Below are 15,455 nucleotides of genomic sequence, written 5' to 3'. Positions count from 1 at the left end.
TAAATATTGTAACATTCTGTTAAAAACAAAGACTACTACTATGTAAAACAAATTACATGGAAAAAGTTTTGTCAGTAAAGAATTTAACAAAAAAATTCAAACGAACCGTTGTAAACAATATCTCTTTTGATGTAGAAAAAGGAAACGTTTACGGACTTCTTGGCCCGAATGGGAGTGGGAAATCCACTACATTCGGAATGTTGCTTTCCACCATAAATCCCACCAGTGGCGACTGGTACTGGTTCGGAAAAAAGGGTACAGATCCCGATACTTTAAAAAAGATCGGAGCTATTATTGAGCAACCGAACTTCTATCCATATCTGAGCGCCGAAACCAACTTAAAGATTGTTGCCGAAATTAAAGGAGCTTCCTACCAGCGTATTGATGAAGTTCTGAAGACGGTAAATCTTCTGGACAGGAAGAAAGATCCATTTAAAACGTTTTCACTTGGAATGAAACAGCGACTGGCGATCGCCTCCGCTATGCTGAACAATCCTGAGGTCATGATATTGGACGAACCTACAAACGGACTGGATCCCGAAGGCATTATCCAGATCAGGGAAATCATTTCCAATATTGCCAAGCAAGGAATTACGATCATTATTGCCAGCCATCTTCTGGACGAAATTGAAAAAATATGCAGCCATGTTATTGTTTTAAAGGAGGGGAATTCCATTTACAGCGGGCGGGTTGATGAAATTACAAGCAACAAAGGTTTTTTTGAATTAAAGGCAGATAACAATACGGCACTTTTAAATGCCCTTGAAGAACTGCAATGGTTCAGCTCTATAAATACCGAAAATGATATCATTAAGGCTCAGATTCGTGAAGACGCTTCCATTTCTGCTTCGGCACTCAATCAGAAGCTGGCAGAAAAAGGTATTTTCTTATCCCACTTGTCTAAGAAAAAATTATCGCTTGAAACTCAATTCCTTGAACTTGTAAAAAACACGAATACCAATGCTTAAATTATTAAAACTCGAATACCACAAAAATCTGAATTACAGACCATTCAGGATTTTCACCATATTGTATTTTGCTATTTTAGTGGCGCTTCTTTTCATCGGATTGGTCGATCTGGATGTCTTTGGTGCAACAATTAATCTAAAGGAACAGGGGATTTATAATTTTCCGGAAATCTGGAACTTCACTACCTGGATTGTAGCCTTGCTAAAGATATTCCTTGGATTGATTATTGTTTTTTCGATCTCACAGGAGTTCAGTAACAGAATGTTTAAGCAGAATACCATTGATGGGTTGAGCAGAAAAGAATTCATCGGATCTAAGCTACTGACGATAACTATTTTTTCTGTTATATCTACCCTTATTGTATTTGTCATTACCCTTTTCTTGGGATATAATTACTCCAAGGTAACAGACTCTGCATCGGTCTTCAAAGAAATGTTCTTTATCGGAAATTATTTTGTAAAACTTTTTACTTTCTTTTGTTTTTTAATGTTTCTTTCGGTACTCCTCAGAAAATCCATGTTTGTATTTCTAGGATTCTTTGTGTATTGGATCGGTGAAGGAATCTTAACCGCCATCGAAGTATTCCAAAAAGTCCGTGGAACACAGGAACTGGAGAGAATCAAGATTATGAAAGAAGATTTCTTCATCACCCATCTTCTCCCTTTGGAAAGTATGTCCAACCTGATTCCCAATCCTATGCTGAGATTAAATATGGCTAAAATGATGGGATTGAAATATGAATTCACCTACCCTACAGAAAGTTTAATCGCCTGTATTGTTTGGAGTGGACTTTTTATTTTCGGATCATACTGGATCCTGAGAAAAAGGGATTGGTAGTCTTTTTAATTGAATGATTAAAAGATTTGAAAATTAAAATATTAAAAAGTGATTCATTGAGGATCACTTTTTTTATTTGTACAGAATATTTTTTTTAATTTTATAAAAATGCGAGGCTTGAAAAAAATATATTATTTCCCTGGGCTTATAAGCGCTGTTATTATTCCATTATTGTTTTGGTATTATGGGAGCCGAAAGTTTGAGGAGATCAATCTCAATGTTATTGATATTGGATTACCTGCTAAGATCAGGCCTGGAGAAAAAGTAAATGAATCTGCAACTTTCGAATCCGTACGAAACTGGAATTATAAAAAAATTATAGTAGAACCTAATTCAGCAAGAGAAAATTCCAAACGTTATATATCTGACATTAAACAGCTTCAAAAAGAAAACCGCAAGGAATCTGGAATAGAATTTATTTTAAATGACGAAAATACATATGATGACATTATATCTTTATTAAATGATATAGAATCCAGCGGACAATTATCATACTGCTTAGACCTTAACAAAACAGGACATTTTTTTGTTCCTCATCAGTACATTGATCCTACTATAACAAAAATTGATGATGACCATATTTTTAGATGTGGGACGGGATTAATAATGCAAAGCGCTTTGAAGAACAATCCGTCACAACAATTTTCCGAATTTGAAACTTCAATTTCACAATTACCCAAGCCTTCATTTTACCTCATTTTTGGATTTTTACTATTTTTAAATATCTCCATGTTTAGCATTAAAGATACCGTTCAATTTAATAAAAGACAATAATGAAAAAGATATACTACTTTCCGTGACTTATTAGTGCTGTACTTATTCCATTATTGTTTTGGTATTATGGAAGCCAGAAGTTTGAGGAGATTAACCTCAATGTTCTTGATGTTGGATTACCTGCTAAGATCAAGCCTGGAGAAAAAGTAAATATTCATAAAAAAAGGTTGCTTTTCAGCAACCTTTACACATTATTTTTTCTCGAGTAATGGAAGATACTCAGCATATCCTTTCTTCTCCATTTCAGCCTTCGGTATAAACTTTAGAGAGGCACTATTGATACAGTAACGTAAACCTCCTTTATCTTTAGGACCATCTGTAAAGACGTGTCCCAAATGAGCGTCACCTGTCTTACTACGAACTTCCACTCTGGTCATTCCCGCAGACCTGTCTAATTTTTCATCGATAACATTTTTAGTAATCGGCTTGGAAAAACTTGGCCATCCACAACCGGATTCGAATTTATCTGTTGACACAAATAATGGCTCCCCTGTTGTAATATCTACATAGATTCCTTCACGAAACTCTTTATCATACTCATTCTGGTAAGGCATTTCTGTAGCATTTTCCTGCGTTACACGGTATTGTTCAGCCGTAAGTTTTTCTTTTAAAACCTTTTTATCCTGTTTCTGGTACTTAGCTTTTGGAAGCGGATTGGCATTTTTAGCCATTTCAAAAAGTCCCGGTTCGATGTGGCAGTATCCTCCAGGATTTTTATCCAGATAATCCTGATGATAATCTTCCGCCCTGTAGAAATTTTTCAGTGGAATAGTTTCTACCACTACAGGCTTACTGTAATTTTTAGCCAGTTTTTGTACTTCTTCTTTCACAATGGCTTCTGTAGCCTTATCTGTAGAGTAAATTCCGGTTCTGTACTGGTCTCCCCTATCATTTCCCTGCTGATTCAGACTTGTAGGATCAATGGTTTTGAAATACAGATCGATCAATAATTTCAAATCAACTTGCTCAGGATCATATTTCACTTTTACGGTTTCTGCAAAGCCGGTTGTATGGCTTACAACTTCTTCATAGGTAGGATTTGTCTTGTTTCCGTTAGCGTATCCTACTTCAGTTCCCACAACCCCGCGAATCTGTTGGAAAAAGTGCTCTGTTCCCCAAAAACATCCGCCTGCAAAATAAACTTCTTTTACATTTTTACTGTCCATAATGGTCTCATTTTCTTTTTTTATTTCTGACGATTTCTTTGAATCGCCACAGCTTCTTGCAAATACGGCAATACCTAAAACAACTGCCAGTAATATTAATATACTTTTCATTTTTATCTTTTTATTCATTATTATTTTTTTTGATATATCATCAATCCAAATCCTAAAAGCATGAGATCTTTAAGAATAAAGAAATCTGTTACCGGAACTCCATCCACTATTTTCCAGATTCCCGGAGTTGTAAATAAATAGCTTAAAGTAACAAGGAAAGTCACTGTCATTCCGATTCCCGCATACTTCTTCAGAGCTACAAATTTCGGACTAAATATCAGCAGTAGTGCAATGATAATTTCTATCGTTCCGATAGCATTTGACACCGTTTGGACGCTTGCTATATTATATACGAAAAAGGTGAGAAAATGGTTTTCAACCAGGCTTTTTATTCCTTGTGCTTCGGTTGGAGTAAATTTGAAAATTCCAATCCAGAGTAAGATAAGTGCCGCTCCGTATAATGAGATGTAATATCCCAGCTTATACGTTATAGATTCTTTAGTAAGTTGTGCTGTTCCGTTCATTTTTTTAAGATTTTGAATGACTACTTTTATTATTTTCAGAAGTATAGTCGGAACGGCTTCAAAATCCTGACAGAATTTTTATCAAAAATCTATCTTTTTAATCATATCATCTTTAAAACCTTGAATATCAGAATCATTTATTTCATCACTTTCCTTTTTTATAAAAGTTTTCTTCATGATTTCATCAAGGATAGCGAGCTTTTTCTGATAAGCCCTGCACCATTTGCAAATTTTCAGATGCATAGTAAGCTTACGGTCTTCTTCCGGAGAAATAGACCCTGCATTTTTCTTTTCCATAAGGAGTGTGGCTACACTGCATGGAAGAAATATCAAATGAATCAATTTTTTCAACATGTTCAACATTTATGATTTTGCAAACCAATTAAAATCCAGGCACTCCCGCAACTGCATTCTGCTTCTTTGTAAAATCTTCCATAGATTAGTCGTGGAAATATCCAATTCCTGACTCACATCCGGAGCTTTTTTTTCCTGGAGGTAGTACATTTTCACAGGAATCTTCCATCGGACGGGCAATTCTTCAATACAATCTTCTAAAGTTTTATTGAATTGCTGGTCATCCAGAAGCTCAGGTTCTTTATTAGAAATATCCCAGTCATTCAGAACCTGGCTACTTTTCCAGGATCCTGTTTCATCAAAAAAATGATCCAGCCTGATCTGAGGTTCAGACTTGTACTTTCCACGGTAGAAATCGGCAACTTTCCGGTTGAGAATCGTCATCAGCCAGGTAAGAGGCTGGCTTTTTCCCTCAAAAGAATCATAAGATGACAATGCTGAAAGAAAAACTTCCTGAACGACATCTCTAGCATCATCCTTGTCTGAAAGAAGATACATTGCTCTCTTTAAAAGGGCTCCGGAATACATTTCTACCCAGCTTTTCAGCACTTCATTTTTCGTCATATTACGCTTTTATCATTTCAGATCATAACGAAGATAGTAAGTTAAGCGGAAAAGCACAAAAAAATATACTGCCTAAAATTCCCGTTCCGCAGAGAGCATACAATTCCTTAGTTTTTGATATAATTATTTTAAGGCACTTTTTTCTAGCCCCGATTGTAGTATTTGTCTGAGCTCATTTTTCTTATCAAAGAAAAATAGCGAGTACGGAAAGCGGGAAACAGCTTCTAAAAACTGTTTCAGATTATCGACACAAATGTTTCCAAAAGTATCAATAAATTGAAACTAAATCACCTAAAAACATTAAATTTGCATCTTATCATAAAAAGCAAAGCAATACATTACTTATGACATCACAAGAGATACGTCAAAAATTTTTAGATTATTTTAAAAGTAAAGACCACCTTATCGTTCCTTCTGCACCGATTGTGCTGAAAGACGATCCTACCCTGATGTTTTCCAACTCAGGAATGACGCAGTTTAAAGATTTTTTCTTAGGTTATAAAACACCTACTGCTCCAAGGATTGCCGACACACAAAAGTGTTTAAGGGTTTCCGGAAAACATAATGACCTGGATGATGTAGGTAGAGATACTTACCACCATACGATGTTCGAGATGTTGGGGAACTGGTCTTTTGGTGATTATTTTAAAAAAGATGCTATTGCTTTTGCCTGGGAATTGTTAACCGGAGTATACGGAATTCCGAAAGAAAATTTATACGTAACCATTTTTGAGGGAGATGCTTCTGAAAATCTGGAAAGGGACCAGGATGCGTACGACTTCTGGAAGACCCATATTTCTGAAGACAGGATCATTAACGGAAATAAAAAAGATAATTTCTGGGAAATGGGGGAAAGCGGACCTTGCGGACCTTGTTCTGAAATTCATATCGACCTTAGAACTCCTGAAGAAAAAGCAAAAATTTCCGGACTTGAACTGGTGAATAATGATCACCCGCAGGTTGTTGAGGTCTGGAATCTGGTTTTCATGGAATTCAACAGAAAGGCTGATAAAAGCTTGGAAAAACTTCCGCAGCAGCATGTAGACACCGGAATGGGATTTGAGCGTCTTTGTATGGCGTTACAAGGTAAATCTTCGAACTACGACACCGATGTTTTCACTCCGCTTATTGCTAAAGTTGAGGAACTTTCAGGCAAGAAATACACAGGAATTTTAGAAGATGAAAAAGATATTGCCATCCGCGTGGTGGTAGACCATATCAGAGCAGTTTCTTTTGCTATTGCAGATGGACAGCTTCCTTCTAACGGAGGAGCCGGGTATGTGATCAGAAGAATTTTAAGAAGAGCAATTTCTTACTCTTACCGTTTTTTAGGAATGAAAGAACCTTTCCTTTTCGAATTGGTTGCTGTTCTTAAAGATCAGATGGGGCCATTCTTCCCGGAGCTGGAAAAACAGGGAAATCTTGTTACAGAGGTTATCAAAAGCGAAGAAGAATCATTTTTAAAAACCATTGAAAGCGGTCTTGTACGCGTTGAAAGACTGATTCAGCAAACCATTTCGGATGGTTCTAAGGTGCTGCCTTCTGTAGAAGTTTTTGAACTGTATGATACTTATGGTTTCCCGGATGATCTGACAAGAATTATTGCGGAAGAAAAGGGATTGACCATCGATGAGGTGGGTTTCCAGGCAGAAATGGAGAAACAAAAACAGCGTTCTAAGAAAGACTCTGCTTCTAAAGTATATGACTGGGTGGTTCTGGAAGAAAAGCCGGAAACTTTTGTAGGCTATGACCAGCTTGAAGCTGAAACCTATATTACCCGATACAGAAAGGTAGAAAATAAAGACGGGGAATTCTATCAGGTGGTCCTTAGCAACTCTCCTTTCTACCCTGAAGGAGGTGGACAGGTTGGCGATAAAGGAGTCCTGGAAAATGCTGCGGAAAGCTTTGAAGTATTGGAAACGAAAAAGGAAAACGGATTGATCGTTTCATTGATCAATGGTCTTCCAAAAGATGCAGGAGCTGTTTTCTATGCTAAAGTAAATGCTACGGAAAGGAAGAATTCTCAGGCCAATCACTCGGTTACCCACCTTCTGCATGAAGCACTAAGAGAAGTTCTGGGAATTCATGTGGAGCAAAAAGGTTCTTATGTAGGACCTGATTATTTGCGTTTCGACTTCTCTCATTTCAATAAGATGACGGAAGAAGAACTTGCTTTGATCGAAGAAAAGGTAAACCAAAAGATCAAAGACAGCATTGCTCTGCAGGAATTCAGAAACATTCCGATCCAGGAGGCTATAGACAAAGGAGCTATGGCTTTGTTTGGTGAAAAATACGGAGATAATGTAAGAATGATCCAGTTTGGAAGTTCAAAGGAATTATGTGGTGGAACCCATGTTAAGAACACCAGCGAAATCGGTCATTTTAAAATCACTTCGGAAAACTCTGCTGCTGCAGGGATCAGAAGAATTGAAGCAATTTCAGGAGATAAATCTGCCGAATACTTCAAAAATATAGAACAGCAGATCACCGAGCTTTCTCAGCTGCTGAAATCAAAAGATGTGGTACGATCTATTGAAAAGCTGATTGAAGAAAATGCCTCATTGAAATCTGAGGTGGAAGCATTGAAGAAGGAGAAAGCAAAAGGAGAAATCGGCGACTGGAAGAATGCTTATGAGCAAAAAGGAGATAAGCAACTATTGGTTAAGAAGACCTCATTGGATGCAGGCTCTGTAAAAGACATTGTCTTCCAGCTAAAAAAAGAAATCCCAACATCGATAACCATTGTACTTTCCAATGCTGATGACAAACCGATGATCACCGTAGGAGTTTCTGACGATCTGGCTTCTAGCTATCAGGCTGGAGCTATTGTAAAGGAACTGGCAAAAGAGATCCAAGGTGGTGGTGGTGGAAACCCGGGCTTTGCTACTGCGGGTGGAAAAAACCTCGCCGGTTTAGAAAATGCTTATCAGAAAGCCTTAAATATTTAAATAACAATATTTTAACAATAACAATAAAAACTTCCAAAATTTTTGGAAGTTTTTATTTTGCCTTGATCCATATAAGCTAATTTACTTGCATTTCTATTAAAACAACCAAGCAACAACAGATTGAAAATTATATCAATAACGCTTATAAAAGTTTTTCATGATAAGAAATATCACTAATTTTGATTCACATTTATTTCATGAAAAGGGTTTTATTTATTATATTTTTCTGGACTTGTATTTTTGGTTATTCGCAATCAAAAATCAAAGTCATCGATGAGATAGACAAAACCCCTGTCCTCAATGCTAAAATCTTCTGTAATGATAAACTCCTTGGACAAACAGACTCCCGGGGAATTTTTGAATTCAAAACCAAATGCAACAGCATAGAAATCCGGGCAGATTATTATCAGAATGAAATTGCGTTGGTAGAAGAAAATATGGAGGTATCGCTCCTTAAAACTTCCTCAAAAACCACTGCTATTGAAACCGTCATCCTGCAGGATAAAAGTGATCCGAGAGCCCTGGAGATTCTGAATAAGGTTAATAAATATTTTAAAGAAAACTCTCCCAAAAGTCTGAGCTCATACACGTATAAATCGTATGAAAAAGTATCTTTAGACATTGACGAAGATAGTATAACTCAGTTTAATCAGTTTTTTAACGATACTAATTTCTTCAAAAAGAAAAGGGAGAAGGATTCTTTAAACAATATTTCCGCTAAAAAGATCTTTTCAAAAAGCAAACTTTTTCTTTGGGAAAGAGCTCAGGAGTTTTTGTATTCAAAAAAATATGGAGAAAAGATCAATATTTTAGATAACAGGATTTCGGGTCTTAAGCAACCTATCTATGAAATGATTGCTCTCCAGCAAAGTAACAGGGACCGAATTCCGAATCAGGTTAAACAGGAAAACAGAGGTTTATACCGTTATTTTCTTACCGATACCCTAGAACTGGACGGACGGAAAAACTTTGTGATCCGTTTCCGTGAAGTGAATTATAAAAAGTCCGACAAAAAAAGAAAGTTCAACGGAACGATCTATATAGATACCGAGACCTATGGTATTAAAAAGATCGAAAACATCAGTAAAAATAAAAACGACGGAATTATTACCAGCACCTGGGTGTTTTATAATAACAAATGGTTCCTTGCTCATGAAAAGGTAAAACTACGAATGAGTAAAATGGCCGTAAAGGACGACAGTAAAGACCATTCTGAAGATACCGCTGAAAAAAAAGGGAGAAACAGTTTTGGCACCTACGCTTTCCTTACCTCAAGGTATTTTGATTTCAAGTCCCCTATTGAAGAAAACTCCAAAGATTTTAAGGGATATACCTTTTCTGTAAAAAATGCGGATGGAACATCTCTTGACCAGTACAGAACGGATCCGCTAACGGAAAGGGAAAGAAATACCTATACAACTATAGACAGCCTTGGAAAGATCTACAATATCGATAATAAAGCTAAAATACTGACAGGGCTTATCAATGGGCAGATAAGGGTTGGTATCGTTGACTTTGCGGTAGATGAAATTGTGAACTACAACCTCTATGAGGGATTCAGGCTTGGCTTAAAAGCTAAACTGAATGAAACTTTTAATCCTTATTTTTCTCCGGATTATTATTTTGCCTATGGGTTCAAAGATGATAAATGGAAGTACGGAATCGGCCTGGACATGAAAACAACCCTGGAAAAGAATTCGTTTTTCAGAATAGAATATTATAATGATGTAACTGCATCTGGGGAATTTTACAGAAGACTCTGGAACTTTAAGATGAGAATGATGAACTATGGAAATAACCTTAATAATGACAGGTATTACCATTTCCGCGGGGCTTCTTTGTCTTATCTTAATGATATCACTAACGGACTTACCCTGGTTTTTGCGGCAAGGAGAAATTTTGAGCAGGCTATGTTTGATTACCAGTTCCGAAACAGTGGTCCTTCGTTTGAAAACTTCAATACATTGTTTACTTTGAAGTTCTCACCTAATTCCACCAATATTATGACCCCACAGGGCAAGTCTCTTATTGATCAGAAGTACCCTGAACTTTATTTCAATTATGAACAGAGCTACAAAGTATTGGGCGGTGATTTTAATTATACCCGTTTTGATGCACTTTTTGTTCATAATTTTAAAACGGTTTTAGGAACTACCGGTGTAAGGCTCTATGGAGGAATCGTTCTGGGTGAAGCTCCGATCTGGAAAAATTTCACGATGAACGGACTGGCTTCTCCGGGAAGAGATATTAATTTTAACCTTACCTCCTACCTTGGATTTGCAACATTAGAGGGAGGAAAGTATTATAATGATAAATTTATTGCCTATTATTTCACCCATAAGCTTCCGCTATACCTGAAGAGTATCGGACAAAATGTATCAAGTTTTGATTTTGTTCTTAGAGGAACCATTGGAGATATGAAACATCCGGAATATCATGATTTCAAATTCAGAAAGCTGGATCACCTGTATCAGGAAGTAGGTGTGGAATGGAATAACTTCCTTTCAAGTTATTTTAATCTTGGCGTATTTTATAGAGTAGGATATTATACCACCTCTAATTTTAAGCAAAATTTTGCCATACAGTTTAAATTAAAATTATTGGAATTTTAACAATCAGAACATGAAAAAAATAGAAATAAAAGCGGACGATTTTTTTGACCTTTTACGGTTAAAGGACGTTTCCATGTGGGAAATATTCCTGCAGATGATTGATGGTGAAGAGAAGGAAATTATTTTCATCGATCGCGAAGAAAAGATTCTCTTCAATTATATTTTACCTGCTGACAAAGAAAAACTGGAAGAAGACCGGAAAGAGTTTTCCAAACAGTTCTCGGAAAAGCTGTCCTATCTTAATTAATTTGTTCACCCTATGAATAAAAATTATTTTCTATCAATTATCGGCGTATTTGCTATCTTTTTAGCCCATGCCCAAAGCTATAAAAAGCCTTTAGTATCTGCAATCAAAGAATCAGATCTTAAAAAAGATATGTATGAAATGGCTGCTGATCAGTTCTGGGGGCGTGAAGCAGGAACGTTAAATGAGTTAAAAGTCTCGATGTGGCTGGCAGATAAGGCGAAAGAGTCCGGGATGTCTCCGGCAGGAGAAAACGGCACTTTTTTTCAGTATTTTGATATGTACAGGCATCAGGTAATTCCGCAAAGCAGCGTAAAACTGGGTGAAAATACATTAAGATTATGGAAGGATTTTCTTGTTGCAGAACCTGTAAATGCTCATCTGGAAACTGATGTTGTGTACGCCGGAAATACCGAACCTGAAGATCTATCTAAATTGAATCTTAAAGGAAAAGTACTGGCCGTAAACGCTTCCGATAAAAATATTGAAAAGGAAATGACCCTTTTTGTAAGAAGATATCCCGGATTTGTAAGAACAAAATACTATAATACGGCACTAAATCTTGGCGCTAAAGCCATTATTTTCATCACAGATGACACTTCTGAAAAAAGTTGGGTAGAAGTTCTTCCGCAAATGACAAGAGGATCGTATGGCGTAGAGGGATTAAGAGAAAGCATTACAAACAATATCCCTGTTTTGTGGATCAAAAGAGAAAATGCAGGTTGGGTAAAAAACAACCCTAAAGTGTCTATCAACCTGATCACAGAAACCCATAAGTATCCATCTGTAAACGTTATCGGAAAAATTGAAGGAACAGATCCCAGGTTAAAAAATGAATATGTTCTGATCAGCGGACATCAGGATCATGACGGGATAAGACATCCGGTTAAAAATGATACCATTTACAACGGTGCAGATGATAACGCGAGTACCTGTGTAGCTATGCTTGCTATGGCAAGAGCTTACAAAAAACAACCCGGAAAAAGAAGTATTCTTTTTGTTTTTCATGGTGCCGAAGAAAGAGGACTTTTGGGGTCAAGATGGCATGCAGCCCATCCTGTAGTTCCTAAAGAACAGATCGTTGCAGTATTGAATGGCGATATGATCGGCAGAAACAGCAATGAAGAAGCAGCTCTGTTAGGAGGAAATGTTCCGCATAAAAATTCTGAAGAACTGGTAAAAATGGCTGAAGAAGCCAATAACGAAAGTACGAAATTCAGATACCTTAAAGACTGGGATTCTCCTAATCATGCTGAATATTTTTACTTCAGAAGTGATCATTTACCGTACGCAAAACTAGGAATCCCTGCTATTTTTTTTACCAGTGTTTTACATGAGCAGTACCATACTCCACAGGATGAGTCTGAAAACATCAATTACAAAAAGTTATACAAAATGACGGAATGGATGTACAGAACTTCATGGAAAGTAGCTAATGAAAGTGATCGTCCGAAAGTGATCCCAAACTTTACATTAGAGAGATAAAATATGATTGGTTTACCATTTAAAACTATGCGTTGATTCTTTTTAGCGCATAGTTTTTTTAGCCCATTTATCATTTTTCTTGCAAAAACACCTCCATTGTTTTTCTAGCTTCGGCAACATCGTGAACCCTAAGAATTTTTGCCCCTTGTTTTAAAACTTTCATGTGAAGTTTTTGGGTTTCTTCATTAATATCCAATGGGGTTTTACCTAGAGGTTTGTAAATAAAAGATTTTCTGGAAATACCAATCAACAGAGGAAATCGTCCAAATTCCAGATACTCCACTTCTCCTATTAATTTCATCTGATCTTCCACCGTTTTTCCAAAACCAAAACCGGGATCCAGAATAATATCCCTCACTCCTTTCTGTAAAAGCTCATGGGTCTTTTCACTAAAATACCGGTTCACCTCTAATGTAATATCCTCAAATTTTGTTTTGTCATGCATCCTCTCATAGGAAGGATTTATATGCATCAGAATATAAGGAAGTCCTGTTGCTGAAACAATATCGAACATATTATCATCAAATTGTCCTCCTGAAATATCGTTAATGAGGTCAATTCCTTCATCAAAACCAAACTTCACCGTTTCCGAATAGAAGGTATCCAATGAGATCAATGCCTCAGGGAATTCTTTTTTGATCTGAGAAATCAGCTTTCCGATCCTTAGAATCTCTTCTTTGCTCGTGAGAAATTCAGCGTGAGGACGCGTAGACTGGGGTCCGATATCAATGATTTCCGCTCCTTCTTTCAGTAATTTCTCCGTGTGCTCCAGTGCGGTCTTTTCATCGTTAAACTTCCCTCCATCAGAGAAAGAATCCGGTGTAAGATTTAAAATTCCCATAATTTTTGGAATCGTTAAATCTACTATTCTGCCATTGCAGTTGATAGAGTGAAAAGGTTTCTGAGTTGGAGGTTTGGAGAGCATGAGAGTTTGAGGGTTTGTGAGTGTGAGTGATAAAGGTTATGATGTACTGGTGAATTTTAATAATGCAAAGCTAAGGAGTAAATGTAATATGAGCAAGGTTATTTGATAAGCAATGGGCACCAGATCATAAGCAATTTGACAATGTATTCTCCACTTAGTATTTACAATCTTTTCATCCCCAACTCTCATACTCTTCAACCCCACCACCCTCTTACGCTCAAACCCTCAAACCCTCAAACCTAAAAGCATTTCTGCTCAAAATCACACTCCAATTCCCACAACCTAATACGTATTTTTGTATATTTGGGCTATTAAGAGAATTTATGTTAAAAACTTCAGTACAGTTCGGGAAAGTTATCAATCAATGTCGTGATCTTTTCAGTAAAAAATTACAGGATTACGGCGCAGCATGGAGGGTTCTAAGACCAAGTTCAATTACAGATCAGATCTATATTAAAGTGAACAGAATCCGGACCCTGCAAATGACGGATAAAAAAATGGTTGAAGAAAGTGAAGAAGACGAATTTATTGCGATCGTCAACTATTCGATCATCGGACTTATTCAGCTTGAAAAAGGTCTTTCCAACGATTTCAATGAAAATAATGATGAGATTTTAAGCCTTTATGACAAATATGCATCTGAAGCTCAGGCTCTGATGGAAAGAAAAAATCATGATTATGGCGAAGCATGGAGAGATATGAGAATTTCTTCCATAACAGATCTTATTTACCAGAAGGTCCTGAGAACAAAACAGATCGAGGATAACCAGGGAAAAACGATCGTTTCCGAAGGCCTGGATGCCAACTATTTTGATATGCTGAATTATGCTGTTTTCTGTCTGATCAAATTCTCTGAAAAAGAAAACAATTTCGAACCTAAAACTATTTAAAATGATCAAAGGTGTACTTCGTTTTATTATTGCAGTTATTTTTATCCTTTCCGGGTTTGTAAAAGCTGTGGATCTGGTGGGTTTTTCCTTTAAAATGGAAGAATACTTTTCCCCCGCAGTTTTCAACATGCCATTTTTCGAAAAATTTGCTTTGCTGTTTTCAGTTATTGTGGTGGTACTGGAGCTTTTCCTTGGATTTATGCTTTTAATAAAATTAAGACTGAAATTCACCTTATCCATGCTCATTGCCCTTTGTGTTTTCTTTGGGTTCCTTACTTTTTATTCAGCTTATTTCAATGTTGTAACCGATTGTGGATGCTTTGGAGATGCAATAAAATTTACGCCATGGCAGAGTTTCTTTAAAGACGTTGTTCTGCTGATCGGACTGATTATTTTATTTGTTCTGTACAGAAAAGAATTCGCCCGAAAAGACGAATACAGCAGCACAACGAAAACACCTACGGCCAAGTATAAATATTTCCTTGTGGGAGCTTTTGGTCTTGTCATGGTGTACATAATGGCACAGGGAATTATGCACGAGCCTCTTATCGATTTCCGCGATTATAAAATCGGTACGGATATTAAAGCAGAAAAAGATAAAATCAGTAAAAACCCGTCGGAATATAAAACCTTCTACTCTCTTAAAAATCAAAAAACCGGGGAGGTTTTAAAGGTAAATCAGGATGATTACATCAAAGAAACAAAATATTGGGCTGACGGTTCTCCATGGAAGATTGAAGAAGGAAAAAACGAATCTGTCATCGTAAAAGAAGGCTACAAGTCTGAGATTGTAAAATTTAAAATTGAAGATCCTACCGGGCTTGAGGTTACTGATGAGATTATTAAAGCTCCAAAGGCTGTTTTGGTATTTTCTTATCACCCTAAAGAGCTTTCTCAGGAATTGCTCCAGAAAGTTGAAGCTAAGGTAAATGCCCAGAAAGGTGCAGTTATCTATGGTGTCTCTACGGATCCGAACACATTTAAAACCATTAAAAATGCAATGATGGATGGAACTGCCATTAAAACCATTGCCAGAAGCAACCCGTTTGTCCTGATATTACAGAACGGAAAAATTGTAGACAAACAGCCTGCAAAAGATTATATTAAATAAT

The 15,455-nt window shown here is 36.7% G+C and carries 14 protein-coding genes; 9 read left to right on the top strand and 5 right to left on the bottom strand.

Translation table 11 applies throughout. The annotated features are described in order from the left end of the window. Window positions 1–56 precede the first annotated feature (56 nt). From G9C87_RS01115 to G9C87_RS01105, 3 genes are all read left to right on the top strand, one after another. Window positions 57–968: an ABC transporter ATP-binding protein gene (locus tag G9C87_RS01115; RefSeq protein WP_172277091.1), complete on the top strand. Its 912-nt coding sequence runs from the start codon at window positions 57–59 to the stop codon at window positions 966–968. Then, window positions 961–1,806 carry an ABC transporter permease gene (locus G9C87_RS01110; protein WP_172277088.1) on the top strand — a complete coding sequence of 282 codons (846 nt, stop codon included), beginning with the start codon at window positions 961–963 and terminating at the stop codon, window positions 1,804–1,806. The genes G9C87_RS01115 and G9C87_RS01110 overlap by 8 nt, the downstream gene beginning before the upstream one ends. Window positions 1,807–1,923: 117 nt before the next feature. Continuing rightward, window positions 1,924–2,580, top strand: a complete 657-nt coding sequence (locus G9C87_RS01105; protein ID WP_172277085.1) for a hypothetical protein — start codon at window positions 1,924–1,926, stop codon at window positions 2,578–2,580. Between the two features lie 191 nt (window positions 2,581–2,771). Here the strand turns inward: G9C87_RS01105 and msrB are convergent, their stop codons facing one another. From msrB to G9C87_RS01085, 4 genes are all read right to left on the bottom strand, one after another. Beyond that, window positions 2,772–3,857 carry a peptide-methionine (R)-S-oxide reductase MsrB gene (gene msrB, locus G9C87_RS01100; RefSeq protein WP_172277082.1) on the bottom strand — a complete coding sequence of 362 codons (1,086 nt, stop codon included), beginning with the start codon at window positions 3,855–3,857 and terminating at the stop codon, window positions 2,772–2,774. Between the two features lie 20 nt (window positions 3,858–3,877). Continuing rightward, the gene (locus tag G9C87_RS01095; protein ID WP_172277079.1) at window positions 3,878–4,321 is read right to left on the bottom strand and encodes a DUF417 family protein; all 444 of its coding nucleotides are present in this window, start codon (window positions 4,319–4,321) and stop codon (window positions 3,878–3,880) included. An 81-nt stretch (window positions 4,322–4,402) separates the two neighbouring features. Beyond that, complete coding sequence (locus tag G9C87_RS01090; protein ID WP_172277076.1) at window positions 4,403–4,675, bottom strand: hypothetical protein; 273 nt, start codon at window positions 4,673–4,675, stop codon at window positions 4,403–4,405. A gap of 9 nt (window positions 4,676–4,684) precedes the next feature. After that, window positions 4,685–5,239: a sigma-70 family RNA polymerase sigma factor gene (locus G9C87_RS01085; RefSeq protein WP_172277073.1), complete on the bottom strand. Its 555-nt coding sequence runs from the start codon at window positions 5,237–5,239 to the stop codon at window positions 4,685–4,687. A gap of 344 nt (window positions 5,240–5,583) precedes the next feature. On the opposite strand from G9C87_RS01085, the gene alaS reads away from it, so the two are divergent. The 4 genes from alaS to G9C87_RS01065 all read left to right on the top strand — a co-directional run bounded on the left by alaS (window position 5,584) and on the right by G9C87_RS01065 (window position 12,528). Continuing rightward, a complete protein-coding gene (alaS, locus tag G9C87_RS01080; RefSeq protein WP_172277070.1) occupies window positions 5,584–8,187 on the top strand; it encodes an alanine--tRNA ligase in 2,604 nt (867 codons plus the stop codon). Between the two features lie 197 nt (window positions 8,188–8,384). Next, complete coding sequence (locus G9C87_RS01075; protein WP_172277067.1) at window positions 8,385–10,799, top strand: hypothetical protein; 2,415 nt, start codon at window positions 8,385–8,387, stop codon at window positions 10,797–10,799. A 10-nt stretch (window positions 10,800–10,809) separates the two neighbouring features. Beyond that, complete coding sequence (locus tag G9C87_RS01070) at window positions 10,810–11,046, top strand: hypothetical protein (RefSeq protein ID WP_172277064.1); 237 nt, start codon at window positions 10,810–10,812, stop codon at window positions 11,044–11,046. A 12-nt stretch (window positions 11,047–11,058) separates the two neighbouring features. After that, window positions 11,059–12,528, top strand: a complete 1,470-nt coding sequence (locus G9C87_RS01065) for a M20/M25/M40 family metallo-hydrolase (RefSeq protein ID WP_172277061.1) — start codon at window positions 11,059–11,061, stop codon at window positions 12,526–12,528. Window positions 12,529–12,598: 70 nt separating this feature from the next. Here G9C87_RS01065 and folP read toward each other — a convergent pair whose 3' ends face one another. Next, on the bottom strand, window positions 12,599–13,369 hold the full coding sequence (gene folP / locus G9C87_RS01060) for a dihydropteroate synthase (RefSeq protein WP_172278310.1): 771 nt from the start codon (window positions 13,367–13,369) through the stop codon (window positions 12,599–12,601). A 407-nt stretch (window positions 13,370–13,776) separates the two neighbouring features. Between folP and G9C87_RS01055 the strand changes: the two genes are divergently transcribed. Together G9C87_RS01055 and G9C87_RS01050 are read left to right on the top strand one after the other, a co-directional pair. Next, a complete protein-coding gene (locus G9C87_RS01055) occupies window positions 13,777–14,343 on the top strand; it encodes a DUF1599 domain-containing protein (protein WP_172277058.1) in 567 nt (188 codons plus the stop codon). 1 nt (window position 14,344) lies between these two features. Next, complete coding sequence (locus G9C87_RS01050) at window positions 14,345–15,454, top strand: BT_3928 family protein (RefSeq protein WP_172277055.1); 1,110 nt, start codon at window positions 14,345–14,347, stop codon at window positions 15,452–15,454. The last annotated feature ends 1 nt before the right edge of the window (window position 15,455 follow it).

Source organism: Chryseobacterium sp. LAM-KRS1 (assembly GCF_013184525.1).
In the GTDB taxonomy this organism is placed as follows: domain Bacteria; phylum Bacteroidota; class Bacteroidia; order Flavobacteriales; family Weeksellaceae; genus Chryseobacterium; species Chryseobacterium proteolyticum.
Note: the sequence above shows the minus strand (reverse complement) of the source record. Positions and strands in the feature narration are given on the sequence as shown.